The 21,564-nt window shown below is 69.3% G+C and carries 16 protein-coding genes and 9 pseudogenes; 13 read left to right on the top strand and 12 right to left on the bottom strand.

Annotation, left to right across the window (positions count from 1 at the left end; translation table 11 throughout):
* Positions 1-254 precede the first annotated feature (254 nt).
* Positions 255-752: pseudogene (locus ABZV38_RS29655) on the top strand (serine/threonine-protein kinase); the annotation flags it as partial.
* 301 nt (positions 753-1,053) lie between these two features.
* Here ABZV38_RS29655 and mca read toward each other — a convergent pair.
* Together mca and ABZV38_RS29645 are read right to left on the bottom strand one after the other, a co-directional pair.
* Positions 1,054-1,935, bottom strand: coding sequence for a mycothiol conjugate amidase Mca (gene mca / locus ABZV38_RS29650; RefSeq protein ID WP_356331509.1), 882 nt, complete (start codon positions 1,933-1,935; stop codon positions 1,054-1,056).
* Positions 1,936-2,097: 162 nt separating this feature from the next.
* Entirely contained in the window at positions 2,098-2,481 is a 384-nt protein-coding gene (locus ABZV38_RS29645; RefSeq protein WP_356331508.1) for a YceI family protein, read from the bottom strand.
* Positions 2,482-2,590: 109 nt separating this feature from the next.
* Here ABZV38_RS29645 and ABZV38_RS29640 point away from each other — a divergent pair, with 109 nt between their 5' ends.
* Positions 2,591-3,136: a MarR family transcriptional regulator gene (locus ABZV38_RS29640; RefSeq protein WP_356331507.1), complete on the top strand. Its 546-nt coding sequence runs from the start codon at positions 2,591-2,593 to the stop codon at positions 3,134-3,136.
* Positions 3,137-3,185: 49 nt separating this feature from the next.
* On the opposite strand, the pseudogene ABZV38_RS29635 reads toward ABZV38_RS29640, so the two are convergent.
* Positions 3,186-3,354, bottom strand: a pseudogene (locus ABZV38_RS29635) (IS256 family transposase); the annotation flags it as partial.
* A gap of 249 nt (positions 3,355-3,603) precedes the next feature.
* Here ABZV38_RS29635 and ABZV38_RS29630 point away from each other — a divergent pair.
* A pseudogene (locus ABZV38_RS29630) lies at positions 3,604-4,003 on the top strand (TetR/AcrR family transcriptional regulator); the annotation flags it as partial.
* Positions 4,004-4,151: 148 nt separating this feature from the next.
* Positions 4,152-5,660: an MFS transporter gene (locus tag ABZV38_RS29625; protein WP_356331506.1), complete on the top strand. Its 1,509-nt coding sequence runs from the start codon at positions 4,152-4,154 to the stop codon at positions 5,658-5,660.
* A 55-nt stretch (positions 5,661-5,715) separates the two neighbouring features.
* Here ABZV38_RS29625 and ABZV38_RS29620 read toward each other — a convergent pair.
* A pseudogene (locus tag ABZV38_RS29620) lies at positions 5,716-6,012 on the bottom strand (MarR family transcriptional regulator); the annotation flags it as partial.
* Here ABZV38_RS29620 and ABZV38_RS29615 point away from each other — a divergent pair.
* Positions 6,011-6,097 (top strand): annotated as a pseudogene (locus ABZV38_RS29615) (integrase); the annotation flags it as partial. The pseudogenes ABZV38_RS29620 and ABZV38_RS29615 overlap by 2 nt on opposite strands.
* An 8-nt stretch (positions 6,098-6,105) precedes the next feature.
* Here ABZV38_RS29615 and ABZV38_RS29610 read toward each other — a convergent pair.
* The 5 genes and pseudogenes from ABZV38_RS29610 to ABZV38_RS29590 all read right to left on the bottom strand — a co-directional run bounded on the left by ABZV38_RS29610 (position 6,106) and on the right by ABZV38_RS29590 (position 9,062).
* Positions 6,106-6,405: a hypothetical protein gene (locus ABZV38_RS29610; RefSeq protein WP_356331510.1), complete on the bottom strand. Its 300-nt coding sequence runs from the start codon at positions 6,403-6,405 to the stop codon at positions 6,106-6,108.
* 699 nt (positions 6,406-7,104) lie between these two features.
* A complete protein-coding gene (locus tag ABZV38_RS29605; RefSeq protein ID WP_356331505.1) occupies positions 7,105-7,515 on the bottom strand; it encodes a (4Fe-4S)-binding protein in 411 nt (136 codons plus the stop codon).
* Positions 7,516-7,558: 43 nt separating this feature from the next.
* Positions 7,559-7,867, bottom strand: coding sequence for a GNAT family N-acetyltransferase (locus ABZV38_RS29600; RefSeq protein ID WP_356331504.1), 309 nt, complete (start codon positions 7,865-7,867; stop codon positions 7,559-7,561).
* 520 nt (positions 7,868-8,387) lie between these two features.
* Positions 8,388-8,788 (bottom strand): annotated as a pseudogene (locus ABZV38_RS29595) (DDE-type integrase/transposase/recombinase); the annotation flags it as partial.
* 34 nt (positions 8,789-8,822) lie between these two features.
* Complete coding sequence (locus ABZV38_RS29590; protein WP_356331502.1) at positions 8,823-9,062, bottom strand: hypothetical protein; 240 nt, start codon at positions 9,060-9,062, stop codon at positions 8,823-8,825.
* A 261-nt stretch (positions 9,063-9,323) separates the two neighbouring features.
* On the opposite strand from ABZV38_RS29590, the gene ABZV38_RS29585 reads away from it, so the two are divergent.
* On the top strand, positions 9,324-9,737 hold the full coding sequence (locus ABZV38_RS29585; protein ID WP_356331501.1) for a DoxX family protein: 414 nt from the start codon (positions 9,324-9,326) through the stop codon (positions 9,735-9,737).
* Between the two features lie 165 nt (positions 9,738-9,902).
* Here ABZV38_RS29585 and ABZV38_RS29580 read toward each other — a convergent pair whose 3' ends face one another.
* A complete protein-coding gene (locus tag ABZV38_RS29580; RefSeq protein ID WP_356331500.1) occupies positions 9,903-10,262 on the bottom strand; it encodes a hypothetical protein in 360 nt (119 codons plus the stop codon).
* Positions 10,263-10,627: 365 nt separating this feature from the next.
* Here ABZV38_RS29580 and ABZV38_RS29575 point away from each other — a divergent pair.
* Positions 10,628-11,349: pseudogene (locus tag ABZV38_RS29575) on the top strand (IS701 family transposase).
* Here ABZV38_RS29575 and ABZV38_RS29570 read toward each other — a convergent pair.
* Together ABZV38_RS29570 and ABZV38_RS29565 are read right to left on the bottom strand one after the other, a co-directional pair.
* Positions 11,350-11,592 (bottom strand): annotated as a pseudogene (locus ABZV38_RS29570) (ISAs1 family transposase); the annotation flags it as partial.
* Positions 11,593-11,824: 232 nt separating this feature from the next.
* Positions 11,825-12,097: pseudogene (locus ABZV38_RS29565) on the bottom strand (GNAT family protein); the annotation flags it as partial.
* Between the two features lie 272 nt (positions 12,098-12,369).
* Between ABZV38_RS29565 and ABZV38_RS29560 the strand changes: the two are divergent.
* The 6 genes from ABZV38_RS29560 to ABZV38_RS29535 all read left to right on the top strand — a co-directional run bounded on the left by ABZV38_RS29560 (position 12,370) and on the right by ABZV38_RS29535 (position 21,559).
* Positions 12,370-12,672 (top strand): hypothetical protein, encoded by a 303-nt coding sequence (locus ABZV38_RS29560; protein WP_356331499.1) that lies wholly within the window; start codon positions 12,370-12,372, stop codon positions 12,670-12,672.
* A 131-nt stretch (positions 12,673-12,803) separates the two neighbouring features.
* Positions 12,804-14,429: a TIGR02677 family protein gene (locus ABZV38_RS29555; RefSeq protein ID WP_356331498.1), complete on the top strand. Its 1,626-nt coding sequence runs from the start codon at positions 12,804-12,806 to the stop codon at positions 14,427-14,429.
* The gene (locus tag ABZV38_RS29550; protein ID WP_356331497.1) at positions 14,426-15,751 is read left to right on the top strand and encodes a TIGR02678 family protein; all 1,326 of its coding nucleotides are present in this window, start codon (positions 14,426-14,428) and stop codon (positions 15,749-15,751) included. The genes ABZV38_RS29555 and ABZV38_RS29550 overlap by 4 nt, the downstream gene beginning before the upstream one ends.
* The gene (locus ABZV38_RS29545; protein ID WP_356331496.1) at positions 15,748-19,989 is read left to right on the top strand and encodes a TIGR02680 family protein; all 4,242 of its coding nucleotides are present in this window, start codon (positions 15,748-15,750) and stop codon (positions 19,987-19,989) included. The genes ABZV38_RS29550 and ABZV38_RS29545 overlap by 4 nt, the downstream gene beginning before the upstream one ends.
* Positions 19,986-21,248: a TIGR02679 family protein gene (locus tag ABZV38_RS29540; protein ID WP_356331495.1), complete on the top strand. Its 1,263-nt coding sequence runs from the start codon at positions 19,986-19,988 to the stop codon at positions 21,246-21,248. Before ABZV38_RS29545 ends, ABZV38_RS29540 begins: the two co-directional genes overlap by 4 nt.
* Positions 21,248-21,559 (top strand): transposase family protein, encoded by a 312-nt coding sequence (locus tag ABZV38_RS29535; protein ID WP_356331494.1) that lies wholly within the window; start codon positions 21,248-21,250, stop codon positions 21,557-21,559. The genes ABZV38_RS29540 and ABZV38_RS29535 overlap by 1 nt, the downstream gene beginning before the upstream one ends.
* Positions 21,560-21,564: the final 5 nt, after the last annotated feature.

Genomic DNA, 21,564 nt, shown 5'->3' with positions numbered 1-21,564 from the left:
ACAACCCGAAGCCCTTCGTCTGGACGAAGGACGCCGACGAGATCCTTCAACGCCTCGCTTCATATCTTGATCGAATTCCCGGCGCAGAACACTAGACGACTGGATCGTCCGCGAACTGGCCACTCTCTACTACGGCAGGGATGAACAAGTTCCACGCCAACTCCTCCTCGCAGGCGCTCTTCTGCCGATACTCGACGGACTCGACGAGATCTCGGGAGCCGACCAGCAGCATGCACTGGGAGCCATTGACCGAGCAACTGGCGGACGCCGGCCGGTCGTTGTCACAAGTCGGATTGCGCCTTACCAGCGCCGCGCAAGCCGCCGCCGGGCTCGCCGCCGCCCATCAGCAAGGCGTCGTGCACCGCGACATCAAGCCCGCCAACCTCCATCTGAACGCCGATGGCACGCTCAAGATCGGTGATTTCGGCATCGCCCGTTTCGTCGACGATCCGGCCGCCGCCCTCACCACGACGGGACAGATCGTCGGCACGAGCCTCTACCTCGCCCCGGAGCGTGCCCTCGGCCGGCCCGCCGGTCCGGCCTGCGACGTGTACGCCCTAGGCTGTGTGCTCTACCAGCTCCTCACCGGCCGCCCACCGTTCCAGGCCGACACCGCTGTCGCGATCCTCCACCAGCACCTGGACGCCTCCCCCGTGCCGCCCCGGCAGCTGGGCGCGGAAATTCCGGCCGCCTTCGGGAACTACCTCCTGGCTCTCCTCGCCAAGCAGCCCAAGGACCGGCCCACCGCGCAGGTCAGCGCCGTACGGAGAAGTCTGCGGCGAGCGCACCGGACGCCTGAGCGCGCACGAACTCGCGCCAGGCCGCAGGGCCAGGATTTCGATGTTGCTGTCCCGTTCGCTCATCGGCAGCAGGCGGAGCAGCGCGAGCGCCTTGCTGACGCCGAGGTAGCCCATTCGAAGCAGCACGAGTGATCACGCTGCCGTGCTGATCAGCGTCAACGCAAGCATACTGGCGTGAGATTGGCCGCGAAGCTCCGCGGAGGCGAGACACCGCCTCCCACCTGAGCGGATGGGGTTTTCGGCAAGGACAGGGTCAGACGGTGATGTCGGCGGTGACGCCGGCGAACAGGTCGACCTCAGGGAGCGAGGAGTCGACCAGCGAGCGGGCCAGCTCGTACTCCTCGGTCGGCCAGATCTCGCGCTGGGCGTCGAGCGGCACCCGGAACCACGGGCCGTCCGGGTCGATCTGGGTGGCGTGGGCGATCAGCGCCCGGTCGCGCACGTCGAACCAGTCGGCGCACTGCACCCGGGTGGTGAACTCGCGGTCCTTGCGGCCCTCCTTCTCCCAGCCGGCGATCCACTCGCCGTAGGGGGACTCGTGGCCGTGCTCCACCAGGTAGGCGTGGAGGGCGCGGATCCGGGCCATCGACAAGCCGTGGTTGTAGTACACCTTCAGCGGCTGCCAGGGCTCACCGGACTCCGGGTAGGCGTCAGGGTCCCCGGCCGCGTCGAAGGCGGCCATCGTGATCGTGTGGGTCATGATGTGGTCGGGGTGCGGGTATCCGCCGTTCTCGTCGTACGTGGTGATCACGTGCGGCCGGAACTCCCTGATCAGCCGGACCAGCGGTTCGACCGCCTCCTCCACCGGCACCAGCGCGAAACAGCCCTCGGGCAACGGAGGCATCGGGTCGCCCTCCGGCAGACCGGAATCGACAAAGCCCAACCAGGCCTGCTTGACGCCGAGGATCTCCCGCGCGGCGTCCATCTCCTTGCGCCGCACCTCCTGGATGTTGGCCTCGATCTCCGGGTCGCCCTGGAGCTTCGGGTTGAGAATGGAACCGCGCTCTCCCCCGGTGCAGGTGGCCACCAGGACATCCACGCCCTGGGCGAGGTACTTCGCCATGCTGGCAGCACCCTTGCTGGACTCGTCGTCGGGGTGGGCATGGACCGCCATCAGCCGCAACTGCTCTGTCAACGCATGTTCCTTCCGCATCGCCCCGCTGCGGGGCGGGAGTCCTTAGCCGGGGCCCTCCGCACCGAACAGAGGACCACTCAGCGGCCTGCCATGCCTTTCATGGCGGTGATGTTGTGCGCGTATCGCTCCACCGTCGCCGTGGCGATCAACTCAAGTTCCTCGTCAAGCACCTGAGCCCACGTCACGGTGAACACGACCCGCGCCCGGACGCCGCGGGCCGCTCAGGAGACCGTTCAGCCTCCACATGCCGTTGGCGTCGCACCAGGCATCGGCGAAGGTGAAGTCCGGGTGACTACCGGTCTCCAGGAACGCCCGCGACAGCACCTTCCGGTCGCGCGCCGCGCTACCGCTGCTGAAGCTGGTCGCATCGGCGACGGCCCGCACGTGCGAGGCGGTGGCGGGCTCGGCGATGGATACAGCCCCCGAGCGCAGCGTGAAGCTGCCGCGGACGCCACCCGGGCCGAACAGGTGCCTGGCGGACAAATCGATGCTGGAGCTGGACGGGTCGATGACGTACTCGCCCTGCCGAAAACCCTCGGCAGTCACGTAGGACTCCCTTTCACTTGAACTTTCATGTCACACCCTAGGCGATGACACATGAACATTCAAGTGCGAGTGGCGACGCGTGAACGGTCACGCCAGATAGACTCCGGGCATGCCTGAACAGCCTCCGCACACCGACGATGAGCGCCGCTGGCTGACCCCCGCGGAGCTGGAGACATGGCAGCAATTCGGCCTGATGCTGCACAAGCTGCCCGCCGCCCTGGAAGCGCAGCTGCAGCAGGACGCGGGCCTCCGGTACGTCGAGTACTACGTGCTCGCCGGCCTGTCCGGCCAGCCGGGACACCGCATGCGCATGAGCGACCTGGCCGTCCTCGCCAACTCCGAGCTGTCCCGTCTCTCCCACATGGTCAGCCGGCTGGAGCGCCGGGGTTTCGTCCGCCGCGAACCCGACCCCACCAATGGCCGCTACACCCACGTGATCCTGACCGACGCCGGCCACGCCCATCTCGTCGAGGCCGCCCCCGGACACGTCGCCCGGGTACGCGACCTCGTCTACGACGTTCTCGACCCCGCCGAGCTGAACAGTCTGCGCACCGCCGCCGAGAAGATCAGCAAGAGGATCGACCGCCGGGAGCAGCAGGCCTGCCCCAGCAAGGACACCGCCCAGCAGCTCCCACACCAGGACGCCACCGGGTGACGGACCCTGATGCGAGCGACGCCGGGCATCCGGCGTCGCTCGCATCGACCGTCTCCGCATCGACGCGCTGGTCGTTCACCCGCGGGGCCTTCACCTCGACCGTACCGGCCCGGTGGTGACCTTCCTCGGCTGGTGGAAGCCGTTGCGCACGCCCAGGCGGTGTCCAGCCTCGTCCCTTTGGTCAGCCAACCTTTGGTCCTTGCCGCACGAATCGACGCCTACCGCACCGCCCTCGTCCGCCCGGCCGCGATGGTGCGACTGAACGGCGCCGCGGCTCCGCCGGGGTCAACCGGCGGGGCTGATCGTCCGGGTGCAAAGGTTGTTCACCGCATGTCCGGAGTCCATCTGGCGTGGACGTTCGTGAGTCGCAGCTCACACTTGAATATTCATGTGTTGCTGCCCTAGGGTGTGACATGAAAGTTCAAGTGAAAGGGCGTCCTGCGTGACTGCCGTGGGTTTTCCGCAGTTCGGTCATGGATCGCACGGTGCGGGCGGCGGAGGAGGCCCTCGCGGAGAGCGGCGATGGTGGAGCGCTTCGCGCACGTTGCCGCCGACGAGCATCACTCCCACCTGGAGGCCGCTCGGGAACGAGCCGAGCGGATCGTCGGGGAGCTCATGGACCGGGCCAAGGCGGCCGGTCTGCTGCGCACCGATGTCGGCGCCAGTGACCTGCTGGTCACCGTGGCCCAACTCAGCCGCCCCCCGGCCGGCACGGCCTGCTTGAGCGTCGACCGCTTCGTGCACCGTCATCTTCAGCTGTTCCTGGACGGGCTGCGGGCTCCGGCCCGATCCGTCCTGCCGGGGGTGGCCGACCTGACCGGACCGACCGATTCAGGCCGGACGAGCTTGGCGCTAGCACCGATGTGACCCTACCCGGCCGATGGATTCGGGGCCGTGCCGGGGTCGTCACTCGCGACGAAGCCGTCGGCCGTCGACGTGGACGAGCCGTTCCCTCACGCCCCCAGTCACCTTCAGCCAGCCCTTTTCCTTACGAAGTCCTGAAGTGGATACCTCCATGTCTCGAACAGCCTCCAAGGCTCCAGGCGATGCGCACGCCAACCGCTGGAAAGCGCTCGTCTTCATCGCGCTCGCCCAGCTGATGGTCGTCCTCGACGCCACCATCGTGAACATCGCGCTGCCTTCCGCCCAGCAGGACCTCGGCATCTCCGACGGCGACCGGCAGTGGGTCGTCACGGCCTATGCCCTGGCCTTCGGCGGTCTGCTTCTGTTCGGCGGCCGGGTGGCCGACCTGTGGGGCCGCAAGCGGGCCTTCGTCATAGGCCTGATCGGCTTCGCCGCCGCCTCCGCGCTCGGCGGTGCGGCGACCACCGACGCGATGATGTTCGGCGCCCGTGCCCTGCAGGGCGTCTTCGGCGCGCTGCTCGCCCCCGCCGCGCTCTCCCTGCTCGCCGTGATGTTCACGGACGGCAAGGAGCGCGCCAAGGCGTTCGGCATCTACGGCGCGATCGCCGGTGGCGGCAGCGCCGTCGGCTTCATCCTCGGCGGTGTGCTCACCGAGTACCTGGACTGGCGCTGGACGTTCTTCGTCAACATCCCGTTCGCGATCGTCGCGGCGGCCGGCGCGTACTTCGTCGTCCGTGAGCCCGAGGGCGGCCGCAACCGCTCCCCGCTCGACATCCCCGGCATCGTCCTGTCCACCCTCGGTCTGGTCTCGCTGGTCTACGGCTTCACCCGCGCCGAGTCCGACGGCTGGGGCGACTCCGTGACCGTCACCCTGTTCGTTGCGTCGGTGGTCCTGCTGCTCGCCTTCGTCCTCACCGAGGCCAAGGTCAAGGCCCCGCTGCTGCCCCTGCGCGTGGTCACCGACCGCAACCGCGGCGGCGTCTACCTCTCCCTCGGCATCGCGGTCATCGCGATGTTCGGCACCTTCCTGTTCCTGACCTACTACCTGCAGGTCGTGAAGGGCTACTCGCCGATCAAGAGCGGGTTCTCCTTCCTGCCGATGGTCACGGGCATGATGGTCGGCTCGACGCAGATCGGCACGCGTCTGATAACCCGCGTCCCGGCCCGGTTCCTGATGGGCCTCGGCTTCCTGGTGGCCGCGGTCGGCATGTTCCTGCTGACCCGGCTGGAGATCGGCTCGTCGTACACCTCGACCGTCCTGCCGGCGCTGGTGCTGCTCGGTCTCGGCATGGGTACGACGTTCACGCCCGCCATGTCCCTGCCCACCTTGGGCATCGAGCCCCGGGACGCCGGTGTCGCCTCCGCGATGATCAACACCTCGCAGCAGGTGGGCGGCGCGATCGGCACGGCCCTGCTGAACACGATCGCCGCCTCCGCGACGACCTCGTACATCAAGGACCACATCACCGGCGCCGCGACGAAGCCGCAGCTGGTCCAGCTGCAGGGCACGGTGCACGGCTACACCAACGCCATCTGGTTCGCCGTCGGCATGCTGGTGCTCGCCGCGCTGATCGTCGTGACCCTGGTCAACGCCGGCGCCCAGGTGGCCTCCGGCGAGGGCATCGAGGACGAGGTCGCGGTGCCGGCCATCGCCCACTGAGGCACCGGGTCCACCTGAGTCGTGGACGCGCATCCCGGGCCCAGGCTCCCTGAGTGAGCTCCGCACCCTCTTCGTTCGGCTGAAGACCCTCGGCGACGATCTCCATGATCTCGCCGAGGGTCTTCTGCTGCTCTGGGGTCAGACGCTCGAACAGCGCCTGGCGCACGGCGGTCACATAGCCCGGCGCGGTGCGCCGCAGCACCGCCACACCCTCGTCGGTCAGCAGCACGAACTCGCCCCGCCTGTCAAAGGAGCAGTCCTCGCGGCACACCCAGCCGCTCTCCTCCAACCGGGCGATCGCGTGCGAGAGGCGGGAGCGCGTGATCTTCACGTTCCTGGCCACCTCGGTCAGGGCGGGCGTGATCCAGAGCATGCGCCCCGTCGGCAGCTCGGCGGACAACGCGCTCGCCGAGTCCTTCAACGCCACACACAAGCAGGCATCGACCTATCCTGCGTCGATGAGTTCCTCCAGCGCCCAGTCCTGCAGGTCCATACGGCCCGGGCCCAGGTCGTCGCTGACCATCTTGACGAGCCCGCCGGGACGGACGCGCAGCGCGATGAGCAGTGCGAGGAGGCGGGCCTCGGGACTGTGTCCGGCCTCCGCCTGGTGCAGATACTGCAAGGCGGCGAGCGCGTAGCCGCCGAATGTGTGTGGTACGGCCCAGCTCGTCGGTTCCGATCGGACAGCCGCGAAGCTGTCGTCGTGGTGCGCTGGCGGCTCGGGGGCCGCCTCGGCCTTGCGCACTGCGCAGTTGAGAGCGCGTTCCCTGTCGGAAGGTCGCTGGCGCGCCGGGGCCTGGTCATCGCGACGTTGTTCACCGAGCGGCGCGGGCGGCAGGCGCCCGCCGCACAGGCGAGCAGCTACCACCGCGCCGCCAGGCGTTCGCGGTGGACGGCAAGTGCCTGCGCGGAGCCGTCCGCGCCGACGGCAGCCGGGCATTCGTCATGACCGCAGTCCGCCATGGCGACGGGTGAAAGACCACCGTCGCCAGGCCGTCGCAGCGGCCTGGTTGAAGCTGGGGGCAGCCTGATCCGGGGGACACCGAGGAGGGTGGGAAGCAGCCCCGACAACGACGGGACGGCCTGGTACTGCCAGACGGGTCGGGCCCGGCAAGCGAGATCAGTAGGTGTAACGCCCGCCGCGCATCGACCGGCCCGGCCTCGTACCGGCCGGCCTGCTCGGAGTCCGACTGGACGGCTCCAAGGAGCTGATCGCGGCCGCGCTCTCCCCCGGTGCAGGTGGCCACCAGGACATCCACGCCCACGATCGGGGAGTTGGCGAAGGCGGCTACGAGGACGGGCCCGTGTGGGTCATGATGTGGTCGGGGTGCGGGTAACCGCCGTTCCGCGGGGCGATTACGTCGTCGACCCATCCTGCCCCAGGATCGATCTTCGGCTCCCAGCTCCAAGGGGCAATTACTTCCGTGGGACGGTCACCACGGCATCACTCACCGCAGGGCCCCGAGTGATCGCAGTACGGCTGATACCCGCTCTGCCCGCAGGCGCACAGAATCGCCCTGGTCTCGGCGCGCGGGCCTTCCGCGGTGTCCACGCTCAGCTCACCGCGCACGGCCAGCTGCCCGACGGAGCCGCGGACGATCCGCGAGGGCCGGTCTGGGGTCTCCGTCTCGCCGTCCGCGAGTTCGTACTGCAGCGCGCCCGAGGGGCAGCGCTGCACCACTTCGGCCAGGCGGTCGGCCGCGGCACCGTCCGGCTGGATCCACGGGCGCTTCGCCGTATCGAAGACCTCCTGCAGGCCACGGACGCATTCGGCGGCGTGCAGGCAGCGCCTGGCCTCGAAGGTGACCGTGATCGATTGCCCCTCGTACGCCTTCTTCTCGGATCTGCCACTCATTCCGGCCTCCTTCACCGCCGCGTTCGGCTGTTCAGTCGTTCGTTCAGTCACTGACCTTGCTGCGCGACTGGTACAGCAGGTCCTGGTACTCGGGGTGGCGGGCGATCCAGCCCGCGAAGAACGGGCACGTGGCCAGCACGCGCAGCCCCGAGGCGCGTGCCTCGTCAAGGGCGGAGCGGACCACGGCGGACCCGACTCCCTTGCCCGCATACTCCGGCGCTACCTCGGTGTGCACGAACGCAACGAGTTCCGTCGTACGGATGTACTCCGCGACGCCCGCGACCCTGGACTCTCCGTCGACGCGGGCCTCATAGCGGTTCGCTCCGGGCACGTCGTTCACTTCGACCGCCACATGTCCTCCTCTTGGACCTGCTCCCGCTCAGCTCCGCGGAAGTCCGGCAACATGCGCGAAGCGCTCCAGCATCGCCGCCCTCCGCGAGGGCCTCCTCCGCCGCCCGCACCGTGCGATCCATGACCGAACTGCGGAAAACCCACGGCAGTCACGCAGGACGCCCTTCCACTTGAACCTTCATGTCACACCCTAGGGCAGCGACACATGAATATTCAAGTGTGAAGTGCAACTCACGAACGTTCACGCCAGACAGACTCCGGACATGCGGTGAACAACCCTTGCACCCGAACGATCAGCCCCGCCGGCTGACCCCGGCGGAGCCGGCCGTCGGCATCGGTGAAACGCAACTGGGGCCGGGATGCGGACCTTCCTTCCCGGACGCCGGCACAGACCGCGGACCGGCGGACAACCCTGGAGATCCGCGACCCCGAGATCACTCCGGAGGGCGCTGTCACATTGTTGGGTATGTGGGTGTCTGACGGTGCGTCGGGGCATGGTGGCCCGCGGTCCGGGCCTGTGTTCAGGCCGTGGCGGGCCGACCGGCAGCGGCGGTGATGTGCTCCCAGATGGCGAAGCGGATGGTGGTCTCGGCTCGATAGCCGGGGGCGGTCATCAGGTGTCGGCGGGGCCGGAAGTGCGGTGAGTTGCCGCTGAACGCGGACAGGAACCGCTGGGCCGCGCCGGTACTGCGGAAGCCCTTCATCGCGCGTTCGCGTTGCCGCGTGGGCTGGTGGCTGTTCTCCGCCGGTTGTTCAGGTCCTTGTGGGAGCGGTGCTCGACCGAGGGCACGACCTCGCGGTGGGCCGCGCCGTAGGAGCGGAGCTTGTCGGTGACGATCACCCTCGGGACCGGGCGCGTCCTTTTCATCAGCCGGCGGAAGAAGCGCCGGGCCGCGGCCTTGTCCCGACGGCTCTGCACGAGGATTGCGGTTTCCCCGGCGTGCGGGAGGTATTGATCAGCTGGTCAGTGCGGGTTGACGGGTGTTCAGGTTCGCTCGTTCGGTTGCTGCCTGGTCGGCGTAGTGCTTCTCCTCGAACTTGACGGGGCCGAGGTAGCCGAGCCGTTTCTGGATGCGGCGGGAGTTATAGAAGCCGTCGAGCCCCGCAGCGCCTCCGGGGGACGCGGGCGCGCTGCTGGCCGAGGCCCGCTGCGGCTCTCGGCGCAGCTCCGCGCCCCGGCGCCGATCAACAGTCACAAGATCTGAGGCTGTAGTACTCGGCATGGATGTGCTGGATCTTCTCGGCCAGGGCCGCGTCGGCCCGCTCCCGCTCGGCGCGGGGACTGTCTGATCAACGTTGGCTGGACAGACCCGGAATTGACTTGAACGCTCACGAGTCGGCTCACACTTGAACCTTCATGTGTCGCTGCCTTAGGGTGTGACATGAAAGTTCAAGTGAAGGGCTGGCCTCGCACCTTTCGGTGAGCGCCGGCCGCTTCGCGCGTCAAGGGAGAAAATATGCCTCGTTCTGTGCAGAGTGTGCCCAAGGTGGGGGGGAAGGCCCGGAACATCGTCGTGTGGGTCCTTCAGGTCGTCCTGGCCGTCGTGTTCGTCATGGTGGGGGCTTCGAAGATGGCCGGCGCGCAGGACATGGTCAAAGTCTTCCAGGACGTCGGTGTCGGGCAATGGCTTCGGTACGTCACCGGCTCCCTGGAGCTGGCCGGAGCCGTACTGTTGCTCGTTCCCCGACTGAGTGCCCTGGGTGGTCTGGTACTCACCGGAGTCATGGCGGGCGCATTCCTGACCTGCTTGTTTGTGATCGACCAAAGTCCGGTACCAGCAGCGGTGCTGCTCATCCTGGCAGCGGTCGTCATGTGGAACCGCCGTGAGCTCACGCTCGGCATCGTTGGCAAAGCCGTGACGTCCGCTTGATCGGTCGGGCCCGACCCGAGGGCCCGGCCTCCGTTGCTCATGAAGTCGCACGGTGCCGACCGCGGGTCGGCACCGTCGGGCTGTGCGAGGACGCATGGCGGCGCGAAGCCCAGAGTCTGGACGAGGGCGGAAGCGCGACGCGCTTGGCGCAACGCCCGGCAGGCTCTACGCGGAGGACGGATAGAGCGCAACCAGCCTGCTGAGATAGTGGGCAGTCGGTCCGTCTGTGGCGGCCACCGTCTCGGGTGTACCCTCCCCGCATACCCGGCCACCCGTATCCCCGCTGCCCGGACCGAGGTCGATGACCCAGTCCGCGGCGGCGGCCACGTGCAGATCGTGTTCGGCGATGATCACCGTGCTTCCCTCGTCGAGGATCGCGTCGAAGGTGTCGACGAGCCGCTGCACATCGTCGGGATGCAGACCGGTCAGGGGCTCGTCGAGCAGCACCAGGCCGGGCCGCTTGCTGCGAGAACCGCGCGTGAGTGTGGCCGCCAGCTTGCGCCGCTGCGCTTCTCCGTCGGACAACTGTGTCGAGATTCTGGCCCAGTTGGGGATATCCGAGTCCGACCTGGCGCAGGGTCTGGCGAGCGGCTGCCAACGGAGCTGGTTCGGTGAGGATCTCGGCGGCCTCGTCGATGGTGAGCGCCAGCACCTCATCGATGGCGAAGCCCCGGTACCGTACCGAGAGCACGTCAGGAGCGAACCTGCGTCCTTCACACGCCTCACGGATGACCATGACATCCGGCAGGAAGTGCATGTCCACCGACCGGCGGCCGTAGTCGGCGCACACCTCGCAGCGACCCCGTCCTGAGTTGAAGGAGAAGGCCGAAGAGGCGAGTACTACAGCCTCAGATCTTGTGACTGTTGATCGGTGATGTCGTTGTCTGGTCATGCTGGTCGATGTGGCGCCGGAGCACTTGGAGGGGTGGGCGGAGGAACTGGCCTCGCTCACCGCAGGGTTGGGTTACTTGTTCGCGCGGCCGGAGCCACGGGAGGTGTTCGCGGACCTGATCGAGGGCCTGCTGTCGGACCTGGGGCGCAAGAACGGCTGGACGATGGCGGAGCGGGCCGGGCATACCACCCCGCACCGGATCCAGAAGTTCCTCGGGGAAGCATCCTGGGACGCGGGCGCGCTGCTGGCCGAGGTCCAGGACTACATCGCCGGTCAGCTGGGCGATGCGCAGGCCACGCTGGCGCTGGACGACACCCAGGTCATCAAGAAGGGGATGCGGTCGGTCGGGGTGGCCCATCAGCACTGCGGTGCCACCGGGGACGTGAGTAACTGCCAGGTGATGGTGACGCTCACTTACGCGGCCGGGGCCCGGCACACCTTCTTCGACCGGCGCCTTACCTGCCCGCCGTCTGGGTCGGGGACGTGGAGCGCCGACGGGACGCCGGGGTGCCTGATGAGATCGCCTTCGCCACCAAGCCCGAGCTGGGCATCGAGATGCTGCGCGGCGCCATCGAGCGCAGCCTGCCTTTCGCCTGGGTGGCCGCCGACGCCGACTACGGCAAGGACCCCGCCCTGCGCGCCTTCCTGCACGAGCGTGCCCTGCCCTACGTGCTGGGGTTGAGGCAGGGCCCCGGGGCGAGTCTTGATGGTCCGTTTTGATCACGGGATTCCGTGGAGGGTGAGGATGGCTTCGGGCTGGGTGTGAGCGCGACGGCCGCTGGCGATGTTGGCCCAGCCGGCCCGGTGAAGGGCACCACGGGCAAGGTCGCGTAGCGCGCTCATGACGGCGGGGGTGCGATGACGGCGGACCCTGCTCGCGTCCTCGGCGAAGGTGACGTCCTTGGTCCAGTGGACAGTGTTCTCGATGGTCCAGTGGCCGCGGGCCCAGGCCGCGATCTCGGCCGTTGTGCCTGCCATTCAAGAGGCAAACGCTCCGCCTCCTCAAGGCCGTGTGCGAGCAGGACCACGACAGGATTCGCACGATCCACGCGGACCTGGCAGATCACGACTCGGCGGCCCTCACCCAGGATGACGAATTCGGTTGGCGCCTGCTCTCCAGTGCCGTCATACCGTCATATCGTCCGCTGCCAGCATGATGCTGCACGGTGCTTGAGCTGTTCTCACTCTGCCCAGCGCCAAGGCCCCGCTCCCACAGGAGCCCGTCCCGCCAGCTCCCGTCGAGAAAGATCGAGGAGTGTGCGACGCCGTACGAGCTGAACCCGTTGCGGCGCAGCACCGGCTGCGACGGCAGATTCTCCAGACTGGTGAACGCCTCGGCGCGGTGCAACCCGAGTTCGTCCGTCATCACCCGGAGTACAAGCCCGACGGCGTGCCCGGCGTGCCCTTGATTCTGCGCGACGCTGGCCATCCAGTATGCGACGGAGCCGCGGCGCAGGTGCGGCTGCGGCTGCGGCTGCGGCAGGATGCTCGGCATGCTCCTCTTCTCCCGTACGGGGGATCGTCGGCGACATCCTCCCCAAGCGGACGTCGCCCCACAGGACCACTCGCATGGGCCCTGGCCAGAGCTGGGCAGACCTTCTCACTTGGTAGGGCCGGAAATCATCCCTACAGTCGTGACTTCCTCGGACCTACCCGAGGAACGACAGCCGCACCTGCCTGTTGGTATTGCTGGTGTTTGTATCCGCCAACCTCCGTTAAGGCAACCCCAGGTTAAACGGGTTGCGAACGCGCACCCAGCGCGGCCGAGCCGGGGCCCACGACATGGACCTCATCGACTACATCGGTGGCACGCTGTGGCCCGACCTCGTGGAGGCAGTGGAATCCGGTGCCCGCGGGCGTGCGGTCCGGGCGCTGGCAGCGGCGCACGCTGCCGCGCGCGAGACCGGGCCTGCCCACAAGCTGTACGAGGTCAACCTGTCGCTCCAGTTCGAGTCGTCGCCGGAGTCGCTCGGCGCCATGGGTGAGTTCCTGAGCGACGCCGAGGCATGGTTGATGTCGCCGAAGGCCGAGTGGAAGACGTAGCCCTCATCTGCCTATCTGTGTGGCGCTGGAGCGTCGGGGACCGGGCCTTCCCGGTCCCACCTCAGCGCAGCCTCGAAGCAATTCCAGCCACACCGCAACGGCAGCCGAACGCTCCACGTAACCTCGCAGACATGGAGGAACCCGCGCCCGGCACACCGCCGGAACCCGGCGACGACGCGACGCGCAGGCGGCTGGATGCGTACGCCTACCTGAGCGCGCCGGAGCGACTGGAGCACATCGCGATCATGCGAGTCTTCTGCGGGACGCTCCTGGCGGACCTGGCCGTCCCAGACGTCATGGCGAAGCTGCGCGAGTCCGGCGGGCCAGGTGCGGGACTCGACGCCGACACCCTCACGGCCCGGCTGGAACAGCTGGAGCGGTGGGGCAACCTGCTCCGCGGCAGCCACACGGTGAAGGCGACCAGCATCACCGAGTACCAGCGTTCCCGCGCCCGCTACCAGCTGTCGAGGCTCGGCGAACGCATCCAGCGGGACGCCGACGGGGTGCTGGCCGAGGCCGATGCCGCACGCGAAGTGAGCAACGAACTGCTGGCCCTGGTCGAGCGCGGCCTCCGGGAGCTCGCCGAGCTGGTGTCCGAGCCGGGCGGTATCGCCCCGCAGGACGGACTGGAGCGGGTCAGCACGCTGTTCGTGCAGTTCGCCGAGTTCGCGGACTCCATCCGGGACTTCTACGCCTACCTCGGCCAGGTGCTCGCCCGGTACGACCTGGACAGCGCCGAGTACCAGGGCTTCAAGGAACTGCTCCTGGACTACGTCGAGGCGATCACGGAGGACGTGGCCTTCCGGGCCCCCCGGATCTCGGCAGCCCTGGACGCGCTGTGGCCGCACCTTCCGGTCCTGCTGGACCGACTGGACGCGCACGCCCAGGGCCTCGCCGGGCTCCCCGCACAGAGCGAAGGCCGATCGGAGGCCCGGGTGCAGCGCAGCCGTGGGCGCGAGCTCGCGGACTGGAAGGGGCTGCGCGGCTGGTTCAGCAACACCGATGGTCAGGGCAGCCAGGTCGATCAACTACGGGACGCCACCCTTCGGGCGCTCCAGTCCCTGCTGGCCAACGCCAAGCGGATGCTCCGTTCGGCCACCGGGGAGATGTCACGCCGCCGGGACCTCCTGCGGCTGGCCCGGTGGTTCGACGAAGCGGCACCGCAGGACGCGCATGACATCGCCGTCGCCGCCTTCGGGCTGTACGGCGCCCGACACCTGGGCATACCGCCTGCCACCGACGAGGTGGTGCCGGCCTACACCAGCTGGTGGACCGGTCCGGTGGTCGAGGTCCCGGTCGCGCTGCGAGAGAGGGGCAGCCGCGCACAGCGGGGCCGGACGTCGTCGGTGGAGGACCACTCCGCGCAGAAGAAACGGCTCCGGGAGGCCGCGCGTGAGCGGGCGGCGGCCAGGAAAGCGGCGGCGGACGAACTGCGCAGCGCGTCGCGCCGTTTCGACGACGTGCGGCTCACTTCGGCGGCGCTGAGCCTGCTCCTGGAGCTGCTGGCCACGGCGCTCGGGAACGCTCAGCTAAAGCGGCGCGCCGGTGCGGCCGGGGAGCGGGCACCAGGGTTCGGCCTAGACGCGGCGTGGAGCGAGGACGCGGATCTGGGCATCTGGCTCACCGTGCACCGTACGGCGGGCACCCGGACGCTCCTCCACTCGGCCGACGGGGACCTGCTCCTGGACGACCTGGAGCTGGTCATCGGCCGGGCCTCAGCCACGGCCGACGGCGAGGCGGAGGTGAACGTGTCATGACCCTCCCCTCCGCCCACGACGTGGCCCTGGCAGCCGAACGCCGTGCCGCCGCCCGGCTGTTGCTCGCCCATCCTCTGGTCACCTCGGACGGCCCGCATGCCGACCTCTTCCCACTGGTCCGCAGGCACGCCGACTGGCTGGGCAAGCGGTTCCAGCAGGTACTCGGCTACCGCCTTCTGGTCGACAGCTCCTATGCCCGGCTATTCAAGGCCGGGCTGGGAGCGCGGGCGGGACATCGGCTTGTGCGGTCCACCGGCACTCCCTTCAGCCCGCACACGTACTCCTGCCTCGCGCTCGCTCTGTCGGTGCTGGTGACCGCGCCCGAGCAGATGCTGCTGTCTCAGCTGGCCGCCGATATCCGGGCCGCGGCGGCCGATGCGGGCGTCGAGCTGGAGGAGACGGGCCGGGCAGCCGGGAAACGGACCCTGGTCGCGGCTCTGCGCCAGCTGGTCGAGTGGGGCGTACTCATCGAGACGGAGGGCCACGTGGCTGCCATCACCCAGGAAGCCGGCGGAGAGGCTTTGATCACGGTGGACCGCGAGCTCGCACGCGTCGTCGTGGCCGGACCGCTCGCCCAATCCCGGGACGGGGCCGACCTGGTCCGGCGAGCAGCGGACCCGGGCTTCGGAGGACCTCGTACCTACGTGCGCCGGATGCTCGTCGAAACACCCGTCGTCCACCTCGACGAGCTGACCGACGCCGAGCGCGACTGGCTTCGCACCCGCCAGCGCCGGGAAGCCCAGGCGTTCCTCGAACTACTCGGCCTGGAGACCGAGATCCGCGCCGAGGGAGTGGCGCTGGTCGACCCCGCGGAAGAGCTGACCGATCTCCACCTTCCCGGCACGGGTACCGTCGCCCAGGCCGCACTGCTGCTGGTGGAACGGCTCGTTGAACGCCTCCGCCCATCCGATCCCGGGCATCCGGCGACCGGCGGCGTCCTGGTCGTCGGAGTTGCCGTTCCGGACGGCCTGGTGAATGAGCTGCTGGCCGAGCTGGCCGCCGAGTACGGAGGCCGCAGCAACTGGCAGCGCGGCTACCTGGAAGATCTCCACGCTCTGCGGGAAGCCGTGCTGGACCTGCTGTCCCGCATGCGGCTGCTGGCCCCTGCCGGTCCGCTGCGGGCCGAGGGGGACGGGCTGCCGGAGGGGTACGCCGAAGAGCTGCCGGAAGGCCGCCAGGTGACCGACGTCCGCGGAGCCCGGCCCGGCGGCGAGGGCTGGGTACTGCTCGCCGCGGCGGCCCGCTATGCCACCTGCGTCACCGTGCGTACGGCCGGCTCGACCCGCAAAGATACCGACGCACAGCAGGAGTTGCCGCTATGACCGCCGACGCACACGGCCTCATCCCGTTGCCCCGATCCGGCCCGTCGACGACGGCAGCAGGTACCCGCTTCCGGCTGCACCGCGCGGGCATCCAGAACGTCTGGCAGTACGACGAGCAGGAGTTCGCCTTCGGTGACGGGCGGCTGCTGCTGCGCGGCAAGAACGGCGCGGGGAAGTCCAAGGCCCTGGAAATGCTGCTCCCGTACCTGCTGGACGGCGACTCCCGAGCGCTGGACGCGACCGGTACCGGGCGGACGACGCTCGCCTGGCTGATGCTGGACGGGTTCGAGCAGACCAACCGCCTCGGCTACCTGTGGGTGGAGTTCCGGGGTACGGACGAGGGCGGCGACCACCGCTATCTGACGCTGGGTGCCGCCGTCCGTGCCTCGAAGTCGACGCAGAAGGCGGTGGCGACCTTCTTCGTCACCCCGCTGCGGGTCGGTGAGGACCTGCGCCTGGTCGAAGCGGGCAAGCCGCTTCCCATCGACCAGCTCAAGGAAATCGTCGGTTCCGACAACGCGACCGACCGCGCGGTCGGCCACCGTGCTCGCGTGGCCCGGGACCTCTTCGGAATCACTGACACGACGCGCTACCGAAACCTGACCCAGCTCCTCCACCGGCTGCGACGTCCCACGGTCGGGGACCGCGTTGAGCACGGGGGCCTGGCCGTCCTGCTGAGCGAGACCCTGCCGGGGCTCGACGAGGAAGTGGTCGAGAAGGTGGCGCGCAACCTTCACGACCTGGACGCCGTACGGGACGAACTCGGCCGCCTGGAACGTACCGACACGGCGCTACGCACGTTCCTCGCCGACTACCGCCGCTACCTCGCCGGAGTCCTGCGCACATCGGCCCGGAACGTGAGCAGGGAACTGGACGTCCTCTCCCAACGGCGCCGAACGGCCGGGGACGCAGCGCAGCGAACGGGCGACCTGAAGAGGCGGGAGGAGGAGTCGGAAGCCGGGCTGGAAACTCTCCGCGAGGAGGAACAGACCGCCCGGACAGAGCTTGCCGCTCTGCACGCCAGTCACGCCTACCGCAGCCTGCGCGAACTGTCGGAACGCCGCAGCACGGTGGAGGCCCTGCACACCACGGCCATGACCGCCTTCACCGCCCTGCGCAACGCGCACGAGTCGGAAGAGGGCGCGGCGGAACGACTGGCCGAGGGTGTCGAAGACCTCGGGAGCCGGCTCACCGAGCTGGGGACCGAACACCGGGAGCTGCTGTCCCAGGCGGAGAAGGCAGGGCTCCCCGCCGGACATCTCGGCGACGCGGTGGCTCTGCCGCACACGGTCCGCTCCCAGGCGACGCAGACGGAGCTGACCAGCCCGGACGGGGAACCGCAGACCGTACTGCACCGGCCGGTGGTTCGCGTGGACACGGCCACGACAGAGGCCGGGCTGGGGTCCTGGCAGGGGCAACTGGAGGATGCCGAAGCTGTCGTACGGAACCGGACACGGATGGTCCAGGAGGTGACCCGTCTCTCCTCGCAGGCCGACGAAGCCCGGACCAGGGCAGCGCAGGCTGACACGGAGCGGGAACGGCTGGAGGGCGAGGCGGAGGAGGCCGCCGACCGTCTCGAAGAGAGCCGTGAGAAGGTCGCCGAGGAGAGCCGTGGGTACGCCGACGAGGTCGCCGCGTGGGTGGAGAGCACGCGGACCGCAGCGGGTCCCGGCTGCCCGCCCCTGGATGCCGTCCTCGCTGAAGTAGCCAACGGGACGTCCTCCGACGCGCCGTTCTCGGAGCGCACGCTGCCGCCCGACATCGACACCCGCGCGCGGCAGGCGGCTCATGCGGCCTTGGAGCCGTACGCCGATGACCTCACCCGGCACCGTGATGCGCTGGCGCTCGGCGTCGGTCGGCTCGGCGAGGAGATCGACCGCTTGTCGAAGGAGAAGCAGGACTGGGAGCGGCGTACGGACCCCGAGCCTCCGTCCCCGTACCACCGCGCCGCCGAGAGGAATCCGGCCGGTGGAGCGCCCTTCTACCGGCTGGTGGACTTCACGGAGCACGTGACCTCCGCCGGCCGGGCCGGCCTGGAAGCGGCGCTGGAAGCGAGCGGAATCCTCGACGCCTGGGTCAGCGCGGACGGGGTCCTTCTCGCCCCCCTCACCCGGGACACCCTTCTCCAGCCGGGCCCTGAGCCGTCGGGAGCACAGACCCTCGCCTCAGCACTGCGCCCGGCCCCGCAGCCGGACTGTGGCATCACGTCCGAGCACGTGGAGCGCCTGCTGGCCGCCATCGCGCTCGTACCGGCCTCGGAAACCGCAGCTGCCAGCGCGGTCCACTACGACGGAAGCTGGCGTCTGGGCACCCTCCGCGGCCGACACCACAAGAGCGTCGCCGAGTACGTGGGAGCAGCCGTACGCGCCGATACCCGGCGGCGCGCCCTCGCCGAGCTGGAGGACCAGCTCGGGCAGACGGAACAGCGATTGGCCAATGCCCGTACTGAACTCACCGCAGCCGATTCCATGCGGCGGGCCCTCTCGCTCACGGAACGGGACTTTCCCCGGGCCCGGCGGCTCTCCGACGCCTGGAGCAGAACCGCTTCGGACGAGAAGGCGCTGCGGGACCTGACCGCCAAGGCGACCCGTGCGGCACGACTGGCCGAGGACGCCCGCGCTCTCGCCGTGTCGGCGCGCACTGAGGCGGATGCCACCGCGACCGCCCATGACCTGCCCACGGACGCCACCGCCCTGGACCGCGTACGCACCGCACTGGCGGCCCTGCTCAACGGTATCGGTCACTTGCGCAGAGCGGTCGGTGGGACGGTCGGTCGGCTCGGCGGAAGCCAGGCGGACGACGGGCGGTACGCGCGTGCCCGAGAGGGGCGCCTGGAGGCGGAAGGGAACCACCGGCTTCGCCTCCACCAACTGCGCATCGCGCAACAGGATCTGCGGACCCGCGAGGCGGCCGTCGGATCGTCCGAGGAGGAGATCCTCACCCGCGAACAGAACGCCAAGCAACGAATCGCGAACGCCGCCGGCGCCATCCCAGCAGCAGAGCGCACCCACAGCGAACTCCGCGATCTGCGCGTGCGTGCGGAAGAGGAGGAGAAGCGCCTGCGCAAGGAGCTGGCGGACCAGGAGACGACAGTCATCGACACCGGCCGCGCCCTTCGCGAGGCTCTCGACCGTCCGGAGGTCGTCAACGGGGCGGGTCTGGACCGGTCCTCTCTGCCCGACCACGTCTCGGACGACCCCGGTTCGGACGTCCGCGACCGCCTGCGCGCGCTACGCTCGCTGGCCGACACCGTGGAACAGGCTCTCGGCCGCCCGAAGGGCGAGGTGTCGGACAGCACCCTGCTCAACCGGCACACCGAGCTACGCGACCAACTGGCAGGCGGATACGACGCACAGCTTGAGGAACGCGACGGCATCAAGGTGTGCCGCCTGCTCGACGACCACGGTTCCCATGATGTCGCGGTCGTGGGCGAGCGGATCGCCGTCCAGACCGCAGAGGACCGGGGTCGGATCACCGAGCGCGAACGCGAGGTGTTCCAGCGGTTCCTGACCGGCGAGCTCGGCGATCATCTCTCCGCGCAGGTCATCACCGCGGCCCATCTGGTCGCTGCTCTCAACGACACCCTGAAGACCGTACGGACCTCGCACGGTCTCGGCGTGGAACTGCTGTGGAAGCTCGACGAGGACGTGGACGCGGATGTGCGGGCGGCCGTCGAGCTGCTGCGCAGTCCGTCAAGCCTCCGGACGCGCGAGCAGACCGAGCAACTCCGCGAGGTACTGCAACGCCGTATCGAGGATGCCCGCCGTGCCGACCCCTCGGCCGGCTACACCGCCCATCTGCGGACCGCACTGGACTACCGCGCGTGGTTCCGTTTCCACACCTTCGTGGTCGAGGACGCTGCCCCCGGGCGTAAGAGGAAACTGACCGGACGCACCGGACTCAGCCAGGGAGAGCAGCGCGTGCTCTCCTACCTCGTGCTCTTCGCAGCCGCTGCCGCGCACTTCACCAGCCTCGCCGAGTCGGCACCGCACGCTCCTCGGTTGATCCTCCTGGACGACGCCTTCGCCAAGGTCGACGAACCTACCCACGGGCGCCTGGGCCGCATCCTCGTCGACCTCGATCTCGACTTCGTCCTCACGAGCGAGCGGCTGATGGGCAACTGGGCTGAGGTCCCGTCTCTGCACATCTACGAGTGCCTCCGCGACCCCCACGTGCGCGGGGTGGCCACGTTGCACTACACCTGGAACGGTCGGCACCGGCGTCTGGCATCGGTATGAGCGCACTCCCGGCCGCCACACGCAGCTGGCTGGCAGGACCAGGTCTCGCCCGACTCTGGGGCGCGGTACGCAAACGACTGGAAGGCAACGGGGTGCAGTCCACCGGTTCCCTCCGGCTGACCACGGTGAGCTCGCAGGAACGGAACGACCTGTCACTCCTGCTGGGCAAACCCCTCACAGGTGCGACCGTGACCGTGCGGCTCGACGCGCTCGATGAACGCCTGCGCACCTCGGCCGCGGGACTCGGACTCAGGGAAGTTCTGGAGCAACTCGGTCCTCCCCTCAACGACCGCCGCGCGGCCCGCGACGACGACGCGGCACAGCGCCGGTACGTGTGGTCGTCGCTCACTACGTCTCTCGACGCCTCTCCGCTCGCCGGGCAGGAGTGGACCCGGCAGTGGTACGACGTGCTGCGCCGCACCGGCGTTCCGAGAGGGGTAGCGCCCGCAGCGGCAGTGCGGACGCTACAGCAGGCGGTCCAGGTACTCACCGTGCTACTCGATCCGGAACGCACCGGCACGCGAGGCCGAGGCGAGCTCGCCGCGACGGCGACCGGTTCGGCGCACGGTCTGGACGACGGCACCTGGCTCGCCCGCATCGTCCAACGCGGCGTCACCTATGCCCATGACACTGACCTCCCCAGCAGCGCGGCCGGCCGGCGCGCGTTGTGGCGACTGGTCTCCGTCACACCGGACGAGGTCTCCAGCACGGTGCTGACCTACGGTCTGCGGCCCACCGGCGAGGGCTGGCGAGAGCGGTCATTGCGCGAGCGGGCCGCCCATCACGCCGAGACCCACCTGACACCGCGCGATCTGCTTGACCTGCGACTCCAACTGCCCGCCGGAACCGTCATCCACATCTGCGAGAACCCGCGCGTGGTGGAAGCCGCAGCCGACGCAGCGTGCGCAAAGCCCCTGGTCTGCACCTCCGGCAGCGCCGCCACGGTGGTCCTCACACTCCTCGACGCCCTCGCCGCCACCAGCTGCCGCTTCGCCTACCACGGCGACTTCGACTGGCCGGGCATCGCGCTGGCCAACCGGATCATCCGCCGCTACGAAGCCCTGCCGTGGCGCATGGGCGCCGAGGACTACGAACGCCTCGCCGTAGCCAGCCAGGCGGAGGGGGTCCCTCAACTACCTCTCGACGGCCGCCCGGTCGACGCGGACTGGGACCCGGGGCTCGCCCCCGCCATGACCGCGCTCGGCGTCGCACTCCACGAGGAGGCCACGCTCGACCTGCTGGTGGAGGACCTGGCCTAGTGTCGCGCGGTCCATCTCCGAGCGCCCGACAGTGTGGTGAGCGCGGCGAGCTGCTCTTTCTCGGCGCCGCGCGCCCGGGATCGACCCACGACCTGACGGCGGCCCGCGCCGACGGCATCGCCCAGGCCGTCACCGACGCCGACGTGGAGACCACCGCAGACTCCGGCTACCAGGGCGCCGCCGGCGCTGTGCGCACTCCCATCAAGCGCCCGAAGGGCCAGGGACACAACGGCTGGGAGAAACAGGCCAACTCCGCCCTCGCGAGGCTCAGCGCCCCTGCCGAGCGCGCCTTCGCCGAACTCGGGCGCTGACGGGT

It is taken from the genome of Streptomyces sp. NPDC005181 (genome assembly GCF_040608395.1).
Lineage (GTDB): Bacteria > Actinomycetota > Actinomycetes > Streptomycetales > Streptomycetaceae > Streptomyces.
This window is presented reverse-complemented; position numbering and strand designations above follow the sequence as displayed.